At 69.6% G+C, this 16,009-nt stretch carries 17 protein-coding genes; 11 read left to right on the forward strand and 6 right to left on the reverse strand.

The genetic code is table 11. The features are described 5' to 3' along the window. The first annotated feature begins 61 nt into the window (after positions 1–61). The gene (locus ACFXJL_RS14250; protein WP_384634666.1) at positions 62–1,204 is read left to right on the forward strand and encodes a glycosyltransferase family 4 protein; all 1,143 of its coding nucleotides are present in this window, start codon (positions 62–64) and stop codon (positions 1,202–1,204) included. Positions 1,205–1,300: 96 nt separating this feature from the next. On the opposite strand, the gene ACFXJL_RS14255 is transcribed toward ACFXJL_RS14250, so the two are convergent. Next, a complete protein-coding gene (locus tag ACFXJL_RS14255) occupies positions 1,301–3,094 on the reverse strand; it encodes an AMP-dependent synthetase/ligase (RefSeq protein ID WP_384634669.1) in 1,794 nt (597 codons plus the stop codon). A gap of 278 nt (positions 3,095–3,372) precedes the next feature. Between ACFXJL_RS14255 and ACFXJL_RS14260 the strand changes: the two genes are divergently transcribed. The 5 genes from ACFXJL_RS14260 to ACFXJL_RS14280 all read left to right on the forward strand — a co-directional run bounded on the left by ACFXJL_RS14260 (position 3,373) and on the right by ACFXJL_RS14280 (position 7,567). Beyond that, entirely contained in the window at positions 3,373–4,140 is a 768-nt protein-coding gene (locus ACFXJL_RS14260; protein ID WP_384634672.1) for a metallophosphoesterase, read from the forward strand. A gap of 159 nt (positions 4,141–4,299) precedes the next feature. Further along, positions 4,300–4,746 carry an SRPBCC family protein gene (locus ACFXJL_RS14265; protein WP_329017556.1) on the forward strand — a complete coding sequence of 149 codons (447 nt, stop codon included), beginning with the start codon at positions 4,300–4,302 and terminating at the stop codon, positions 4,744–4,746. After that, positions 4,746–6,017, forward strand: coding sequence for an ArsA family ATPase (locus ACFXJL_RS14270; protein WP_384634675.1), 1,272 nt, complete (start codon positions 4,746–4,748; stop codon positions 6,015–6,017). The genes ACFXJL_RS14265 and ACFXJL_RS14270 overlap by 1 nt, the downstream gene beginning before the upstream one ends. Before the next feature lie 77 nt (positions 6,018–6,094). Then, the gene (locus ACFXJL_RS14275) at positions 6,095–6,562 is read left to right on the forward strand and encodes a DUF5304 domain-containing protein (protein WP_358880108.1); all 468 of its coding nucleotides are present in this window, start codon (positions 6,095–6,097) and stop codon (positions 6,560–6,562) included. A 63-nt stretch (positions 6,563–6,625) separates the two neighbouring features. Beyond that, positions 6,626–7,567, forward strand: coding sequence for an ROK family glucokinase (locus ACFXJL_RS14280; RefSeq protein ID WP_358880109.1), 942 nt, complete (start codon positions 6,626–6,628; stop codon positions 7,565–7,567). 306 nt (positions 7,568–7,873) lie between these two features. On the opposite strand, the gene ACFXJL_RS14285 is transcribed toward ACFXJL_RS14280, so the two are convergent. From ACFXJL_RS14285 to ACFXJL_RS14295, 3 genes are read right to left on the reverse strand one after another with little or no spacing between them, the layout of a single operon-like run. Continuing rightward, positions 7,874–8,140, reverse strand: a complete 267-nt coding sequence (locus ACFXJL_RS14285; protein WP_358880110.1) for a DUF4235 domain-containing protein — start codon at positions 8,138–8,140, stop codon at positions 7,874–7,876. Then, positions 8,137–8,484: a hypothetical protein gene (locus ACFXJL_RS14290; RefSeq protein ID WP_384692254.1), complete on the reverse strand. Its 348-nt coding sequence runs from the start codon at positions 8,482–8,484 to the stop codon at positions 8,137–8,139. The genes ACFXJL_RS14285 and ACFXJL_RS14290 overlap by 4 nt, the downstream gene beginning before the upstream one ends. Beyond that, positions 8,481–8,888, reverse strand: coding sequence for a phage holin family protein (locus tag ACFXJL_RS14295; protein ID WP_384692256.1), 408 nt, complete (start codon positions 8,886–8,888; stop codon positions 8,481–8,483). The genes ACFXJL_RS14290 and ACFXJL_RS14295 overlap by 4 nt, the downstream gene beginning before the upstream one ends. A 198-nt stretch (positions 8,889–9,086) precedes the next feature. On the opposite strand from ACFXJL_RS14295, the gene ACFXJL_RS14300 reads away from it, so the two are divergent. Further along, positions 9,087–9,857, forward strand: a complete 771-nt coding sequence (locus tag ACFXJL_RS14300; RefSeq protein ID WP_358880113.1) for an endonuclease/exonuclease/phosphatase family protein — start codon at positions 9,087–9,089, stop codon at positions 9,855–9,857. Between the two features lie 84 nt (positions 9,858–9,941). On the opposite strand, the gene ACFXJL_RS14305 is transcribed toward ACFXJL_RS14300, so the two are convergent. Both ACFXJL_RS14305 and ACFXJL_RS14310 read right to left on the reverse strand, forming a co-directional pair. Next, the gene (locus tag ACFXJL_RS14305) at positions 9,942–10,526 is read right to left on the reverse strand and encodes a hypothetical protein (protein ID WP_384692260.1); all 585 of its coding nucleotides are present in this window, start codon (positions 10,524–10,526) and stop codon (positions 9,942–9,944) included. Continuing rightward, positions 10,519–11,298, reverse strand: a complete 780-nt coding sequence (locus tag ACFXJL_RS14310) for an alpha/beta fold hydrolase (protein WP_358880115.1) — start codon at positions 11,296–11,298, stop codon at positions 10,519–10,521. Before ACFXJL_RS14310 ends, ACFXJL_RS14305 begins: the two co-directional genes overlap by 8 nt. A gap of 180 nt (positions 11,299–11,478) precedes the next feature. Here ACFXJL_RS14310 and ACFXJL_RS14315 point away from each other — a divergent pair, with 180 nt between their 5' ends. The 4 genes from ACFXJL_RS14315 to ACFXJL_RS14330 all read left to right on the forward strand — a co-directional run bounded on the left by ACFXJL_RS14315 (position 11,479) and on the right by ACFXJL_RS14330 (position 16,004). Further along, positions 11,479–12,270, forward strand: coding sequence for a lysophospholipid acyltransferase family protein (locus tag ACFXJL_RS14315; RefSeq protein WP_358880155.1), 792 nt, complete (start codon positions 11,479–11,481; stop codon positions 12,268–12,270). 157 nt (positions 12,271–12,427) lie between these two features. Further along, the gene (gene macS / locus ACFXJL_RS14320; RefSeq protein ID WP_358880116.1) at positions 12,428–13,633 is read left to right on the forward strand and encodes a MacS family sensor histidine kinase; all 1,206 of its coding nucleotides are present in this window, start codon (positions 12,428–12,430) and stop codon (positions 13,631–13,633) included. 181 nt (positions 13,634–13,814) lie between these two features. Further along, a complete protein-coding gene (locus ACFXJL_RS14325) occupies positions 13,815–14,549 on the forward strand; it encodes a response regulator transcription factor (RefSeq protein WP_358880156.1) in 735 nt (244 codons plus the stop codon). Positions 14,550–14,975: 426 nt separating this feature from the next. Then, positions 14,976–16,004 (forward strand): 6-phosphofructokinase, encoded by a 1,029-nt coding sequence (locus ACFXJL_RS14330; protein ID WP_384692265.1) that lies wholly within the window; start codon positions 14,976–14,978, stop codon positions 16,002–16,004. The last annotated feature ends 5 nt before the right edge of the window (positions 16,005–16,009 follow it).

The following is a 16,009-nucleotide window of genomic DNA, read 5'->3' on the forward strand; positions in this document are numbered from 1 at the left end:
CTGCGGCGGCGCCTGGCGGGGCGTTCGGCCCGCCGCACGGATTTCGGTACTGTCGGCCACGATGCACAAGACCCTGATCGTGACCAATGACTTCCCGCCCCGCCCCGGTGGCATCCAGGCGTTCCTGCACAACATGGCGCTGCGGCTGGACCCGGAGCAACTCGTCGTCTACGCCTCCACCTGGAAGCGGGGCCACGAGGGCGCCGCGGCGACAGCGGCCTTCGACGCCGAACAGCCGTTCACCGTGGTACGGGACCGAACGACGATGTTGCTGCCCACCCCGCGCGTCACCCGCCGAGCCGCCTCCCTGCTGCGGGAACACGGCTGCGAGTCCGTCTGGTTCGGGGCCGCTGCTCCACTCGGACTGATGGGTCCCGCGCTGCGGAAGGCCGGTGCACGGCGGTTGGTCGCCACCTCGCACGGCCATGAGGCGGGCTGGGCCCAACTCCCCGCCGCCCGGCAGTTGCTGCGCCGCATCGGGGACGGCACGGACACGATCACCTATCTCGGCGAGTACACCCGCTCCCGCATCGCCGCCGCGCTGAGCCCCGAGGCCGCCCGACGGATGGTGCAACTACCGCCGGGGGTCGACGAGAAGACCTTCCACCCCGACTCCGGGGGCGCCGCCGTGCGGGAGCGGCTCGGGCTTGCCGACCGGCCGGTGGTGGTCTGCGTCTCCCGGCTCGTGCCGCGCAAGGGTCAGGACACCCTCATCCGGGCGATGCCCCGGATCCTGACCGACGTCCCGGACGCGGTGCTGCTCATCGTGGGCGGTGGGCCGTACGAGGACGATCTGCGGCGGCTCGCCGAAACCGTGGGCGTTTCGACCTCGGTGGTGTTCACCGGCGCGGTGCCCTGGTCCGAGTTGCCCGCGCACTACGGGGCGGGCGACGTCTTCGCCATGCCGTGCCGCACCCGCAGGGGCGGGCTGGACGTCGAAGGGCTGGGCATCGTCTATCTGGAGGCGTCGGCGACCGGTCTGCCGGTGGTGGCGGGCGACTCGGGCGGTGCGCCCGACGCGGTCCTGGACGGGGAGACCGGCTGGGTGGTGCGCGGCGGCTCGCCGCAGGACGCCGCGGAGCGGATCACGGCCCTGTTGCAGGATCCGGAGCTACGGCAACGGATGGGCGAGCGCGGTCGTCGCTGGGTCGAGGAGAAGTGGCGCTGGGACCTGCTGGCCGAGCGGCTGCGCGAACTGCTCTGACGCACGACGCTCGGGCGGATGCGCGTCGAGGGGTGCGCTCGCCGGGGCCAGGCCCCGGCCCGGTGGGCTCGCCGGGCCGGTCTCCCCGGCTGCTCCCTAGCCGCGGTAGATGCCCTCGATCTCGTCCGCGAAGTCCTTCGCCACCACCGTGCGCTTCAACTTGAGCGACGGTGTGATGTGCCCGGCCTCCTCGGTGAACTGGGCGGCCAGGATGCGGAACTTGCGGACCGACTCGGCCTTGGAGACGGCCGCGTTGCCGTCGTCCACCGCGCGTTGGATCTCGGCCAGCACTTGGGGGTCGTCCCGCAGTACGGCCGCCGCCTTGGCCGGCTTGCCGTGCTCGGCGGCCCAGCGGCCGAGGAACTCCTCGTCCAGGGTGATCAGCGCACCCACGAAGGGACGGCCGTCGCCGACCACCATGCACTCCGCTACCAGCGCATGGGCACGGATGCGGTCCTCGATCACCGCGGGAGCGACGTTCTTGCCGCCCGCGGTGACCAGGATCTCCTTCTTGCGGCCGGTGATGGAGAGGAAGCCGTCCTCGTCGAGGGCGCCGATGTCACCGGTGTGGAACCAGCCGTCGGCCAGCGCCTCCGCCGTCGCCGCCTCGTTGTTCCAGTACCCCTGGAAGAGGTGCTCGCCGTGCAGCAGCACCTCGCCGTCGTCGGCGATCCGAACGACCGACCCCGGTAGGGGCTGGCCGACCGTGCCGATCTTCTGACGGTCCCAGGGGTTGAAGGCGGTCGCGGCGCACGACTCGGTGAGCCCATAGCCCTCCAGGACCGTGAATCCGATGCCGCGGAAGAAGTGCCCGAGACGCTCTCCGAGCGGTGCCCCTCCGGAGATCGCGTGCTCGCCGCGCCCGCCGAGGACGGCCCGCAGCTTGCTGTAGACGAGACGGTCGAAGATCTTGTGCTTGATCCGCAGCCCCAGCGAGGGGCCCTTGGCGGTGTCGAGAGCGCGGCTGTACGAGATGGCCGTCTGCGCGGCCTTGTCGAAGATCTTGCCCTTGCCGTCGGCCTGCGCCTTCGAACGCGCCCCGTTGTAGACCTTCTCGAAGACCCGGGGAACGCCGAGGATCAGCGTGGGCTGGAAGGAGGCGAGCTCGTCGGTGAGGTTTCTGACGTCCGACACGCAGCCCAGCTTGATCGGGGCCATCACGGCCGCCACCTCGACCAGCCGACCGAAGACATGCGCGGCTGGCAGGAAGAGCAGGACCGAGCACTCGCCGGTACGGAAGAGGGGCTTCAGGCGCTCCACCGCGTTGCCGCACTCGGCGAAGAAGCTGCGGTGGGTGAGTACACAGCCCTTGGGGCGCCCGGTGGTCCCGGAGGTGTAGACGATCGTCGCCGGGTCATCGGCCTTCGCGGTCCTGGTGCGCTCGTCGACCAGGGAGTCCTCGACGTCGGCGCCCGACTCGATCAGCTCCGCCACCGCACCGGCGTCGATCTGCCAGAGGTGGCGCAGGGCCGGCAGCCGATCCCGTACGGACTCCACGGAGGCGACGTGCGCCTCGCTCTCCACGATTGCGGCGACCGCGCCCGAGTCGGAGAGGATCCAGGAGACCTGCTCGGACGAGCTGGTCTCGTACACCGGCACGGTCACCGCACCGGCGCTCCAGATGGCGAAGTCCATCTGCACCCACTCGTAGCGGGTGCGTGACATCAGGGCCACCCGGTCCCCGGGGCGCACACCGGCGGCGATCAGGCCCTTGGCCGCGGCTCGCACCTCCGCGAGGAACTGCGTGGCCGTCACGTCCGCCCAGCCGCCCGCGACCTTTCTGCCGATGACGACGACATCGGGGTGTTGCGCGGCGTTGCGGCGGATCAGATCCGTCAGGTTTCCGTCCGAAGGGACCTCATACAGGGCCGGAAGGCTGAACTCGCGCAAAACTGCTGCTCCTCATCGGGCTCCGGCGCCACGGCTCTGTGTAACGCACCGGCTGCGGTCCAAGATCGGGCGGGTGCTCCTGGGTGTGAGCAGAAGCAGACTGCCCGGACGTTACCCACCGGTACTCGGTTCCGGGTAGGGGTTTCCGGCCAGATGTTCCCTGCGTCACATGTTCATGGCAGTACTTCGCGCAGAGTAGTCCAATCCTTGCCGGACCCGGAAGAACGACCGGCCTGCCCCACTGTCCAGCCACCGCGACGCGTCTTAGGGTGACCGCCATGCGGGTCAATGTGATCAGTGATGTGCACGGCAACGTCGACGACCTCGCCAGGGCGGGAGACGGCGCCGACGCCTTGGTCTGTCTCGGAGACCTCGTCCTCTTCCTCGACTACGCCGACCGCTCCCGCGGCATCTTTCCCGATCTGTTCGGAGTCGAGAACGCCGAGCTGATCGTGGGTCTGCGCACCTCCCGCCGGTTCGAGGAGGCGCGGGAGCTGGCCCGTGGCCTCTGGGCGGAACTGGGGGAGGACCGGGACAGCACGATCGAGGCGGCGGTACGCCGACAGTACGCAGAACTGTTTGCGGCTTTTCCCGTCCCTACGTACGCCACCTACGGCAATGTCGATATCCCTGCACTATGGCCGGAATACGCCCATGACGGCACCACCGTTCTCGATGGTCAGCGGGCCGAAATCGGCGGTCTGGTGTTCGGATTCGTCGGCGGCGGGTTGCGCACGCCGATGCGCACGCCCTATGAGATCTCGGACGAGGAGTACGCGGCGAAGGTCGAGGCGCTGGGAGATGTGGACGTGCTCTGCTCCCACATCCCGCCCGATGTGCCCGAACTGACCTATGACACGGTCGCCCGCCGCTTCGAACGCGGTAGCTCCGCGCTGCTGGCCGCCATCCATCGCACCCGACCCCGGTACGCGCTCTTCGGCCATGTCCACCAGCCACTCGTCGCTCGGATGCGCATCGCGGCCACCGAATGTGTCAATGTGGGGCATTTCGCCTCAACGGGCCGTCCCTGGAGCCTGGAGTGGTGAACACCACCCGGACAGCATGGAGCAGCCGCTGAGATTCGGCCGCCCACTCCTGGAACGCGCCCTGGAGGCTGGAGGGCCGCAGACGGAGGGCACCCCCGGTCGCGATAGCCTTCCCACCATCAACACCGGTCCGTACCCGCACTCCAGGGAGCCGCAGCGATGGCGGAACACACCAGCTCAAGCATCACCATTGAGGCGGCACCGGCCGAAGTGATGGGAGTGATCTCGGACTTCGACCGCTATCCGGAATGGACCGGGGAGGTCAAGCAGGCCGAGGTGATCTCCCGGGACGCCGACGGCCGCGCCGAGCAGGTCCGGCTGGTCCTCGACGCCGGCGCGATCAAGGACGACCACACCCTCGCCTACACCTGGAACGGTGCGAACCAGGTCAGTTGGACCCTGGTGAAGTCGCAGATGCTGCGCGCCATCGACGGCTCCTACACCCTCACCCCGGTCGGCGGCGACCGTACCGAAGTCACCTACCGACTCACCGTCGACGTCAAGATCCCGATGCTGGGGATGATCAAGCGCAAGGCCGAGAAGGTCATCATCGACCGGGCCCTGGACGGACTGAAGAAGCGCGTCGAGAGCGGACACTCCCACTGATGCACCTGGTCCTCGTCACCGGACTCGGCGGCGCGGGCCGTACCACCGTCGCTGCGGCGACCGCCCTCGCCCTGGCCCGACCGACGGCAGCGACACCCGCGGCCCGAGCGGCACGGGTCCTCCTGCTCTCCACCGACCCCGGCACCCCCCTCGGCGTGCCCGTCACACCCGCCCCCGGGCTGCGTACGACCGAGATCGCCGACGGTCTGCGAGCCGTCGAGATCACCGAAGGACTCTGGGCCGCCTCGATCGACAGCGCGCCCCGCTTCCGGGCCGAGTTCCTGTCCTGGCAAGAACGCGGTGCGACCGCCCTCGACCTCCTCGGCGCCACCAGACTCGCGGACGAGGAACTGACCGAGCTCCCGGGCAGCGAGCAGTTCGCCCTGCTCAAGGCGGTGACCGCGGCGGCGGCCGGCGACTGGGACGCGGTCGTCGTGGACCTGCCCCCGGTACGCGAAGCCATCGCACTGCTCGCCCTGCCCGAGCAGCTCCGTCGCTATCTGCGCCGACTGCTGCCCCCGGAACGCCAGGCCGCCCGCGCGCTGCGTCCCGTGCTCGCCCAACTCGCCGGCGTCCCCATGCCCGCCCAACTGCTGTACGACACGGCAGCGGGCTGGGACACCGAACTCGCCGCGGTCCAGCAGGTGGTCGCCTCACCGCAGACGGTGGTGCACCTGGTCGCCGAGCCGGGCTCCACCGCCGCCGATGCGCTGCGGACCGCCCGTACCGGGTTCGCCCTGCACGACCTGCGCGTGGACGCGGTGATCGCCAATCGGGTCCTCCCCCGGCACTCGGCCGATCCCTGGCTCGCGGGCCTCGCAGCCCAGCAGGAGAAGACGCTGCACGAGTGGCACGCGGAGTGGGGGCCGCGCGTCCGCGAGGTCACCCACATAGGACGGGAGTCCCGGGGCATCGCGGCACTCCAGGACATCGGGGCGGACCTGTTTCCCGAAGCCGCTGGACCGCCCCTTCCGCTTGCTGTGGACGCGGGCGCGGAGGAGGCCGGTGACGTCGAGTCGAAGCGGGTCATCGACCTGCGCGACGAGGACGGCACGTTCGTCTGGGACATTCCGTTGCCGGGGGCCAGCAAGGGAGACGTACATCTCGTGCGGCGTGGCGAAGAGCTCGTCCTGACCGTCGGCCCCTTCCGCAGGATCGTTCCGCTGCCGTCCGCCCTGCGCCGCTGCACCGTCTCCGGGGCCGCCCTGAAGGAGGGCGCCCTCAAGGTCCGATTCACCCCGGACCCCGATCTCTGGCCGCGCACTCGCTGAACCGTTCGCGTCCGTTCGGGTAACGTCGAGGGTACGAACACCCATCGCCGGACCAACGCCCTGTGCAGGAGTACGCCATGAGCGATGCCACCGAGCGGCCAGCCGACGCCGACGCATGGGCCGACGCCTGCGCCGAAGACCTCGCGTCCGAAAAGGCCCGCCGCCGCGCCGAGTACGGCCCTCCGCCCGGCTCCGCCGGCGATGAGCTGCGCAAACTCTTCGGTGCCGTGGCCGACAAGGTCAATGAGTTCCAGTCGTCCCTGCCGGGGGTCGCAGCGCAGAGCGCCGTGCAGCAACTGGTCAATCAGGCGAAGTCCGCCGTCGAGCCGGTGTTGCAGCGCAATCCCCAGGTCTTCGACCATCTTGCCGCCGCGGGCGGTGAGCTGCTCGCGGCCTACCGCTCCGCCGTCGAGGGCCAGGAACGCCGCTGGACCCAGGGGACCGAGAAGCCGACCGATTCCGCGAAGGACTCCGGTCCCGCGAAGAAGTCCGGGGATCCGCGCGACGACGAACCCGGTGGCGGCGAACACATCGACCTGGACTGATCATGGTCCTGTTGCCCTCGGGTACGGTTGAAGCCAGTGGCCATACCGGGAACTGAGGGGCACATGGGACTCACCATCGGCGTCGACATCGGCGGCACCAAGATCGCTGCGGGCGTTGTCGACGAGGCGGGCACGATCCTCAAGACACACAAGGTGCCCACTCCACCGACCCCCAGCGGCATCGTGGACGCCATCTGCACCGCCGTAGGTGCGGCGGGCGAGGGGCACGAGGTCTCAGCGGTCGGCATCGGCGCCGCGGGCTATGTGGACGACAAGCGGGCCACCGTACTGTTCGCGCCCAACATCGACTGGCGTCACGAACCCCTCAAGGACAAGGTCGAGCAGCGCGTGGGGCTGCCGGTCGTCGTCGAGAACGACGCCAACGCCGCGGCCTGGGGCGAGTACCGCTTCGGGGCCGGCCAGGGACACGACGACGTCATCTGCATCACGCTCGGCACGGGCCTCGGCGGCGGCATCATCATCGGCAACAAGCTACGCCGGGGACGTTACGGGGTGGCCGCCGAGTTCGGTCATATCCGCGTGGTCCCGGACGGTCTGCTCTGCGGCTGTGGCAGCCAGGGCTGCTGGGAGCAGTACGCGTCCGGCCGTGCCCTCGTGCGCTACGCACGCCAGCGCGCCAACGCCACCCCCGAGAACGCGAAGATCCTCCTGGGCCTCGGCGACGGCACGGTCGACGGCATCGAGGGCAAGCACGTCAGCGCCGCCGCCCGCCAGGGCGACCCGGTGGCGGTCGACTCCTTCCGGGAACTCGCCCGCTGGGCCGGGGCCGGCCTGGCGGACCTCGCCTCGCTGTTCGACCCGTCGGCCTTCATCGTCGGTGGCGGGGTGTCGGACGAGGGGGAGTTGGTCCTCGAACCGATCCGCAAGTCCTTCCGCCGCTGGTTGATCGGTGGCCAGTGGCGACCCCACGCCCAGGTCCTCGCCGCCCAACTGGGCAACAAGGCGGGCTTGGTGGGCGCCGCGGACCTGGCACGCCAGGGCTAGGTGCATCGCTGCTGCGTGGTGTGCGGTGACGGCCGGGTCGTGGTGATGGCCGGTTCGCGAGGATGGCTGGCGGGCCGCTGAGTCTGCGGCGGGTCCGCATCGATTCCATGGCGCGTCCATGACGGCTCCCGGTGCCGGAAGGCCCCGGGAGCGCCCAGGCGGTCGGTTCACCGCCGGCGCATCCCGGAGACCGCCTTCCGCCCGGAGTCCCGGAGACCGCCCTGCGGGCAGGTCGGTCGGGAGGGACCGGCCGATTCCTGCCCGGACGCTCCGGCCTCGATCGTCCCTGGCTCTGAAGGGCCGGAGCTACCCGGGCCAGGTTCCCGTCAGCCGTCGGGTCGCCGTGGCCCCGCCGCGGTCCACGGCCGCCTTCACCACGGCGAAGACCGCCCCTTGGAGTGCCGCGGCCATCAACACCTCGCCCCAGCCACGGCCCTCGTCCGTGGGACCGGGCGCCTTGTCGTCATGGCCGAGGCGCTTCCAGATCTGACCGAAGGCCGCGCTGGCGAGCAGCCCGCCGAGCGCCCCGACCCCGGCACCGACCGGCTTGTAGAGCAGTTTCGACGCCTTCACCGGCCCCTCCGTCGGGCCAGCACCACCAGCGCCACGGTGGCTATGCCCAAGGCCAGCAGCGGCACGCGCTTCCTCCGTGCGGTCTCGGCGACCAGGGCCGTCGTCTCCTGCACGGGCGGCGGCGTGACTTCGCGCAGTTTGTCGCTCACGGCCGTTGCCGCATCCGCCAGCTGGGTCTTGGCCGCGGACGCCTTCGCACGGACCTGCTCGCCCATCTCGCCCACCTCGGCTTTCGCGGCGAGCGCCTCGATGGTCTGTCCCAATTGTTCGCGGGTGTCCTGCGCACGGGAGCGCAGCTCCTCGGTGTCGAGGACGTTGCGTCGGGGGTGGGGGATGCCGTTCATCGTGTGCCCTTTCCTGTGATCTCGGCGTACTGGGTCTGCTCGCTCGGGCTTCGGCGGTTCTCTCGCCTTGCGATCGACGGCACCGCAGGTCGCGAGGTTCTGCGGTCCGGTGCCGCCAGTGCAGCGGCGCCGGCTACCAGCACCCCGGCAACGATGAGCGTGGACGCCCACCAGGGCAGCACCTGCCCGATGGCGACCAGTGCCACGGCCGACGCGACCTGGAGGCCGAGTGCCGCCATCACCGCGGCGACGCCCTGGAGTCCACGGTTGCGGCCCGCTTGCCGAAACCGTCGCGACCGTCGCGGCTGCCTCCGCCGCGCATCGGTAACGACCGGCCGCCGCGGCTGCGGGTCGGTGGCGGGCACCGATCCCCACAGCCCGCCGCACCAGGTCATACCGCTCATGACGTCCTCACCGCCTCGCCGGGGTCTTCGAGGAAGCGGCTACCCGGTTCCCCCCACATCAGACATCTCCCTCATCACACCCCCTGAGGTCATGGGCGCCAGGGAAGGGGGCGCGACCGTGAGAAGGGGGGTGCAGCCGGCCGCGCAGCCCCGGGCGAGCCTGACGAAACACGGGCAACTCCGTCGTAGGGTGCTGGCATGGCCACGGTCCTACCCAACTCCCGTACCGAACCCGACGGTTCCGCCGTTGTTCGTGTCCTCAGCTACAACGTTCGCTCGCTGCGCGACGACGAGGACGCCCTCGCCCGAGTCATCCGGGCCTGCGCGCCCGACCTCGTCCTCATCCAGGAGGCGCCCCGCTTCTTCCGCTGGCGCAAGCACGCCGCACGGCTCGCCGCCAAGACCGATCTCTTCGTCCTCAGCGGTGGCGCCACCGCCGCCGGCCCTCTGCTCCTGTGCTCACTGCGGGCGACCGTCGAGCGGACTCAGGACGTCCTGCTACCGCTCGTCCAAGGCCAGCACCGTCGTGGCTTCGCCACCGCCGTGGTCACGATCGGCGGTGCCAGATTCGGTGCGCTCAGCTGTCATTTGAGCCTGTCGGATGCGGAGCGCCCGGCGCAGGCAGGGTTGCTCATCGACCAGATCACCGCGATGGACGTGCCGTACGCCGTCGTCGCGGGAGACCTCAACGAGACCCCTGCCGGACACAGCTTCCAACGGATCGCCCAGCAGATGCAGGACTGCTGGGCGACTGCGCCGTGGGGCGGGGAGAACACCTTCGATCCCGACCGGCCGAGGCGCAGGATCGACGCCGTCTTCGCGAGCCACGGCATCGAGGTGCTCGGCTGCGGGGTGCCGCTCGACCATCCCGGGGTGAGCGCCGCTGATCTGCGCGCGGCCAGCGATCATCTCCCCGTACTGGCCGCGCTCAGGATTCCCGCCGTACTCCCCGCCTTCGCGGGTTCCTAAAGGGTGTTGCAGCAGGCCCTGTCCGACGCGTCCCGTCCGGCCCGTGAGCCCTTCGGGCGGACGAGGCACTTCGTCGGACAGCCCTTAGACGACCGCGCCCCGACCGGGGTCGTCGTCCTCTTCGTCACCGTGTGCCATCCGGGCCACCAGCGTCGCGAAGCCGCCGAGGAAACCGCCGACGCACAAGGTGGTCAGCCACCAGGTCATCTCCCACTGGAGCAGAACCGCGATCAGCATCAGCACCGGACCGCCGATCACCGCCAGCCAGGCGAACTTCGCCGTGACATCGGCCTCCGGCAGCGGCGGCGGCTCCGGGGGGACGAAGTGGCCTTCTTCGCCGTCGTCCCCGTCGTCGCCCTGGTCGGTGTTGCCTTCGTTCGGCTCGACCACCTGGTAGTCACGGGGGCCGGCGCCGCCGACCCCAGGGGCGAAGGTGATGGAGCTGCCGAGCCCGGCCGCCTGGTCCTCTTCGGGCGATGGCTCCTTCCCCTTGCCCTGGGGCGACTCGTTCACCTCGCCTTCGAGGAGCGCGAGGTCCTCCACCGACTTGAACGGCTTGGCACCCGGCGGGTCAGCCGGTTCATCCCCGTACCCCGCGACGATGGCGGCCCAGGCCGCCTCCTCGTCGATGGGCTGCGGCTCTCGGTCCGCGTCATGCTGCTCAGCCACCGGCGGTGCTCCCCTTCCTCACGGCATTCGGAGCGAGCCGGTCGACGAACGCACAACTCTCGTGGAAGATCCGCTCCGCATCGTGGTCCAACGTCGCGACGTGGTAGCTCTGTTCCAACACGACCTCAGTGACGTCCGTGGAGGAGACCCGGCCGAGAATCCGCGCCGAGTCGACCGGCGGTACCACATGGTCCTGCAAACTGTGCAGGAGCACCATGGGCTGGGTGACCTGGGGCAGCTCGCCGTCGACGAGCCGAAGGAAATTCCGCAGCGAGTGCGCGGCCTGGAGCGGTACCCGGTCGTAGCCGACCTCGTGGGCGCCCTCCTTGGCGATGTCGTCGATCAGCCCCGGGGTGGTCCGGACGACATGGCGGGCCACCGGCAGTGCCCGCGCGGCGAGACCGTGCACCTTGTTCGCCGGATTGACCACGACGATCCCTCGGACCGCGTCCCCGTACCGGGCGGCGAGCCGCAGGGCGAGGGCGCCTCCCATGGAGAGCCCGAAGACGAAGACGACCTCACACTTCGAGAGCAGTTCGCGCAGCTCCCGGTCCACCTCCGCGTACCAGTCCTGCCACCCGGTGATCTGCATGTCCTGCCAGCGCGTGCCGTGGCCCGGGAGCAGCGGTAGGGAAACGGTCAACCCCCGCTCGGCCAGGAACTCCGCCCAGGGACGCAACGACTGCGGTGAACCGGTGAATCCGTGGCAGAGAAGGACGCCGACCTCGCCGCCTTCATGGCGGTAGGGCTCGGCTCCGGGAAGGACCGGCACCGGGGTCTCCTGTTCTGTGGCATGAAGCATCGAAGGGGGTGCATCTCACCGTACGCGACCGGACTGACACCGACCAGGTCCATAAGTCCACCGGCGCGGGGGATGCACCGGCCCCGTGGTCACGTCGGGTTAAGGTCTGTTCGACAGCAACAGGAGGCATTCGAGTTGATCTACGGCGCAATGAAGTTCTCCATCGGAGGCTCGCTGAAGCTTGCCTTCAGACCCTGGGTGGAGGGTCTGGAGAACATTCCCGCCGATGGCCCGGCGATCCTCGCGAGCAACCATCTCTCCTTCTCCGACTCCTTCTTCCTGCCGGCGGTCCTCGACCGCAAGGTCACCTTCATCGCGAAGGCGGAGTACTTCACCTCGCCAGGGGTCAAGGGTCGGCTCACCGCCGCCTTCTTCAAAGGTGTGGGACAGCTCCCGGTCGACCGGTCCGGTGGGCGGGGAGCGGGTCAGGCGGCGGTCAGGGCCGGTATCGAGGTGGTGGAACGCGGCGATCTCTTCGGCATCTACCCCGAGGGCACGCGCTCCCCGGACGGCAGGCTCTACCGCGGCAAGCCCGGTGGCCTCGGCCGGGTGGCGCTCGCCACCGGTGCGCCGGTGATCCCCATCGCCATGATCGACACGGAGAAGATCCAGCCGCCGGGCAAGGTCGTGCCCCGGCTGATGCGGCCGGGCATCCGGATCGGCAAGCCGCTCGACTTCAGCCGCTATCAGGGACTGGAGGAGGACCGCTACATTCTGCGTTCACTGACCGACGAGGTCATGTACGAGATCATGAAGCTCTCCGGGCAGGAGTACGTCGACATCTACGCCACCGTCGCCAAGCGGGAGATCGCGGAGGCGGAGAAGGCGGCCAAGGCGGCGGCGAAGGCCGGGGGGAACACGGCCCGGGAGAAGGCGCCGGCCGTGGAGCAGGCCGCTCCGGCCGATGACGTCGAACACACGGACAGACCGCCGGCCGCGTAGGAGCGCCGTCGTCGATCGGGGGGTGGGGGACATGGCCGGACAGGGTGCGCACACCGAGCCCACAGAGGGCACCGAGGGCACTGAGGCTGTTGGGGGACCTGGGGGACCTGGGGGACCTGGGGGACCTGGGGGCACGAAGGCCCGACAGGTCGGACGGATGTCGGTCGAGTTGCCCCTGTGGCGCGCGCTCGCCGGCTACCGCGTCCTGACGATGGTGTACGCGATACTCCTCTTCGCCTTCACCCCGGACGACTTCGAGCGCCCCTGGGTGGCCTTCGCCTTTCTGACGCTGCTGGCGATCTGGACGCTGGCCACCCTGCCCCAGGTCTCCAACGCCACCCGCTGCACCAAGCGGTTCCTGGGCGTGGACCTCACCATCGCCCTCACCGGCATCCTGATCACTCCCCTCGCCGACGTGGACGCACCGCACGTCGACGGACCCACCCTGCCGTCGATCTGGACCGCGGGCTCCGTACTGGCCTTCGCCATCAAGGGCGGCTGGCGGTGGGCGGGCTTCGCCTCCTCCCTGGTCGCCGTCGCCAACATCGTCGAGCGTGCCGAACCCAGCCGCGACACCTTCCACAATGTGCTCCTGGTCTGGGTCGCCTCGATCGCCATCGGCTATGTGGTCGAGGTCGCGCGGGCATCGGAACGCACCCTGGCCCGGGCGCTGGAGATCGAGGCGGTGACCCGGGAGCGGGAGCGGCTGGCCCGCGACATCCACGACGGGGTGCTCCAGGTGCTGGCGATGGTGCAGCGGCGCGGTACGGCCCTGGGTGGCGAAGCGGCCGAGTTGGGTCGGATGGCGGGGGAGCAGGAGATCGCCCTGCGCACCCTTGTCTCCCGTGGCCTCGTGCCCGTCACCCGCCCGGGGGCCGCCGAGTCTGGCGGATCTGGCGGATCAACGGCGGCAGGGGGAGCAGCGACGACCGAGTACGTCCTGGGGGGCGAGGACTACGACGAGCACGCCCACGAGTGCGATGTGCGCTCCCTTCTCGCCCGCTACGCGGGCCCTCAGGTGACCTTGTCGGAGCCGGGCGCGCCGGTGCAGCTCCCGGCCCTGGCGGCAGCCGAACTGACGGCCGCGGTCGGTGCCGCCCTGGACAACGTGAGGCGTCACGCGGGAGCGGACGCCAATGCCTGGATCCTGGTGGAGGACTGGACGGACGAGGTGATCGTCACCGTTCGGGACGACGGCCCCGGCATTCCGGAGGGCCGTCTCGCCCAGGCCGAGGGGGAAGGCAGGCTGGGCGTCGCCCAGTCCATCCGCGGTCGGTTGCGCGACCTCGGAGGCACCGCCGAACTGCTCTCCGTACCGGGGCAGGGGACGGAGGTCGAGTTGAAGGTGCCACGCCAGCGGTGACGTTGACCGGGCATGCTGCCCGAGGAATGAAGGGCGCCGTGCATCCGGGCGAACCGCAGCCCGCAGATCCTTCGTCCCCTTCATTGCACTTTTTCGCTTGATTGCACAGGATCGATCAAATTCACCGAGAGCGATGAGTTCACCGAGAGCGATGAAGTTCGACGGGGGAAGGCAGCGGCAGATGACGGAAGAGCAGGCGGTCAGGGTGATGGTCGTCGACGACCACCCGATGTGGCGGGATGCGGTCGCCCGCGATCTGGCTGCGGCCGGGTTCGACGTGGTGGCCACGGCCGGTGACGGCCGACAGGCGGTGCACCGGGCCAAGGCGACCGTGCCGGACGTCCTCGTACTCGATCTCAACCTTCCCGAACTCCCCGGAGTGCAGGTGTGCAAGGAAGTGGTCGGGGCGCTGCCGGGGGTGCGGGTGCTGGTGTTGTCGGCCAGTGGTGAGCACGCGGATGTGTTGGAAGCGGTGAAGTCGGGTGCGACGGGCTATCTGCTGAAGTCCGCGAGCACACAGGAGCTGACCGATGCCGTGCGCCGGACGGCCGTCGGCGACGCGGTCTTCACCCCGGGGCTGGCCGGGCTGGTGCTCGGCGAGTACCGCAGGCTGGCCACGGAGCCCGTCCCCGCGGCGGGGGCGGACGAGCCCAAGGCTCCGCAGCTGACCGACCGCGAGACCGAGGTGCTGAGGCTGGTCGCCAAGGGGCTCTCGTACAAGCAGATCGCCGAGCGGCTGGTCATCTCGCACCGCACGGTGCAGAACCACGTCCAGAACACCCTGGGCAAACTGCAACTGCACAACCGGGTGGAACTGGTGCGCTATGCGATAGAGCGTGGCATCGACACCCCGGACGGCCCTGACAGCCTCGGACACCCGAGCAGTTCCCGTACCTCCCGGGGTGGTCGTCGCTAGTTTCGCCTCCATGGCTGTGCCGGGCCCCTGAGCGCTCCGGCGCGCCCGGCGGACCTTCTCCGCCCCGGTGCGGCGTCCCTGGAACGGGGCGCCGCACCGCCGTTTCGGTGGCGCGTTTCGGAAACCGCCGCGCCGGGCGTCGTGCTCTCGGGGCTGGACGCCCTTCTTGCCTCCCTTTGCGCGCTGTGATCTCGTTCGCCCGCCGGCGTGCGCCCTATCCACGGTCGGGTGGTGGTGGGCGTGCGAGCACCACCCCGCTCGTAAGAGTGAAAAAGCTTCCCTATGCAGTGCTTCAACGGCCTTAATTCGCGTGGGAATTGGCTATCCCTCGCATCCCACGGTGACGCGTTTCACCACTAGCGTTGCCGTTCTGGGTCCCCCAGCAGAAGACGGTTTTGGGGCCCATTCAGGCGAAGGGAAGTATCCATGCGCGTAGGAGTACTGACCGGGGGCGGCGACTGCCCCGGCCTCAACGCCGTCATCCGTGGCGCTGTCCGGAAGGGCATTCAGGAGTACGCGTACGAGTTCGTCGGTTTCCGCGATGGATGGCGCGGACCGCTCGAAGGTGACACCATCCCGCTCGACATCGCGGCAGTTCGCGGCATTCTGCCTCGCGGTGGCACCATTCTCGGCTCCTCTCGAACCAACCCGCTCAAAGCAGAAGACGGTGTTCGGCGGATCAAGGAAAATCTGGCAAAGCACGAGGTCGATGCACTGATCGCAATTGGCGGCGAGGACACTCTCGGCGTCGCGACAGCGCTCTCGGGCGAGTACGGAATTCCCTGTGTCGGGGTCCCCAAGACCATCGACAATGATCTTTCCGCCACCGACTACACCTTTGGATTCGACACCGCAGTCGGCATCGCCACCGAGGCGATCGACCGACTGCACACCACGGCCGAGTCGCATATGCGCGTGCTCGTGGTGGAGGTGATGGGCCGGCACGCAGGGTGGATCGCGCTCCACTCGGGTCTCGCGGGTGGAGCGAACGTCATCCTCATCCCGGAGCAGCGCTTCGACGTCGACCAGGTCTGCAAGTGGGTGACCTCGCGTTTCAGAGCCACCTATGCCCCGATCGTCGTGGTCGCCGAGGGCGCCATGCCCAAGGACGGCGAGGCGGTGCTCAAGGACGGCTCACTCGACTCCTTCGGCCATGTGAGGCTCTCCGGAGTCGGCGAGTGGTTGTCGAAGGAGATCGAGTCTCGTACGGGCAAGGAGGCTCGTACGACGGTTCTCGGCCATGTTCAGCGCGGGGGTACACCCAGTGCCTTCGACCGCTGGCTGGCGACCCGCTTCGGGCTGCACGCGATCGACGCGGTGCGGGACGGCGACTTCGGCAAGATGGTCGCCCTCCAGGGCACCGACATCGTCCGGGTTCCGATCGTGGACGCGACCTCCAAGCTCAAGACCGTCGACCCGAAGCTCTACGAGGAAGCCGGAGTGTTCTTCGGCTGATCCAC

Source organism: Streptomyces sp. NPDC059256, assembly GCF_042753785.1.
In the GTDB taxonomy this organism is placed as follows: domain Bacteria; phylum Actinomycetota; class Actinomycetes; order Streptomycetales; family Streptomycetaceae; genus Streptomyces.

Coding starts and splice junctions, on each gene's coding strand:
- macS (WP_358880116.1), top strand. CDS start 12,428: ATGTCGGTCGAGTTGCCCCTGTGGCGCGCGCTCGCCGGCTACCGCGTC.
- ACFXJL_RS14275 (WP_358880108.1), top strand. CDS start 6,095: ATGAGCGATGCCACCGAGCGGCCAGCCGACGCCGACGCATGGGCCGAC.
- ACFXJL_RS14330 (WP_384692265.1), top strand. CDS start 14,976: ATGCGCGTAGGAGTACTGACCGGGGGCGGCGACTGCCCCGGCCTCAAC.
- ACFXJL_RS14250 (WP_384634666.1), top strand. CDS start 62: ATGCACAAGACCCTGATCGTGACCAATGACTTCCCGCCCCGCCCCGGT.
- ACFXJL_RS14315 (WP_358880155.1), top strand. CDS start 11,479: ATGAAGTTCTCCATCGGAGGCTCGCTGAAGCTTGCCTTCAGACCCTGG.
- ACFXJL_RS14325 (WP_358880156.1), top strand. CDS start 13,815: ATGACGGAAGAGCAGGCGGTCAGGGTGATGGTCGTCGACGACCACCCG.
- ACFXJL_RS14270 (WP_384634675.1), top strand. CDS start 4,746: ATGCACCTGGTCCTCGTCACCGGACTCGGCGGCGCGGGCCGTACCACC.
- ACFXJL_RS14260 (WP_384634672.1), top strand. CDS start 3,373: ATGCGGGTCAATGTGATCAGTGATGTGCACGGCAACGTCGACGACCTC.
- ACFXJL_RS14280 (WP_358880109.1), top strand. CDS start 6,626: ATGGGACTCACCATCGGCGTCGACATCGGCGGCACCAAGATCGCTGCG.
- ACFXJL_RS14265 (WP_329017556.1), top strand. CDS start 4,300: ATGGCGGAACACACCAGCTCAAGCATCACCATTGAGGCGGCACCGGCC.
- ACFXJL_RS14295 (WP_384692256.1), bottom strand. CDS start 8,888: ATGAGCGGTATGACCTGGTGCGGCGGGCTGTGGGGATCGGTGCCCGCC.
- ACFXJL_RS14290 (WP_384692254.1), bottom strand. CDS start 8,484: ATGAACGGCATCCCCCACCCCCGACGCAACGTCCTCGACACCGAGGAG.
- ACFXJL_RS14300 (WP_358880113.1), top strand. CDS start 9,087: ATGGCCACGGTCCTACCCAACTCCCGTACCGAACCCGACGGTTCCGCC.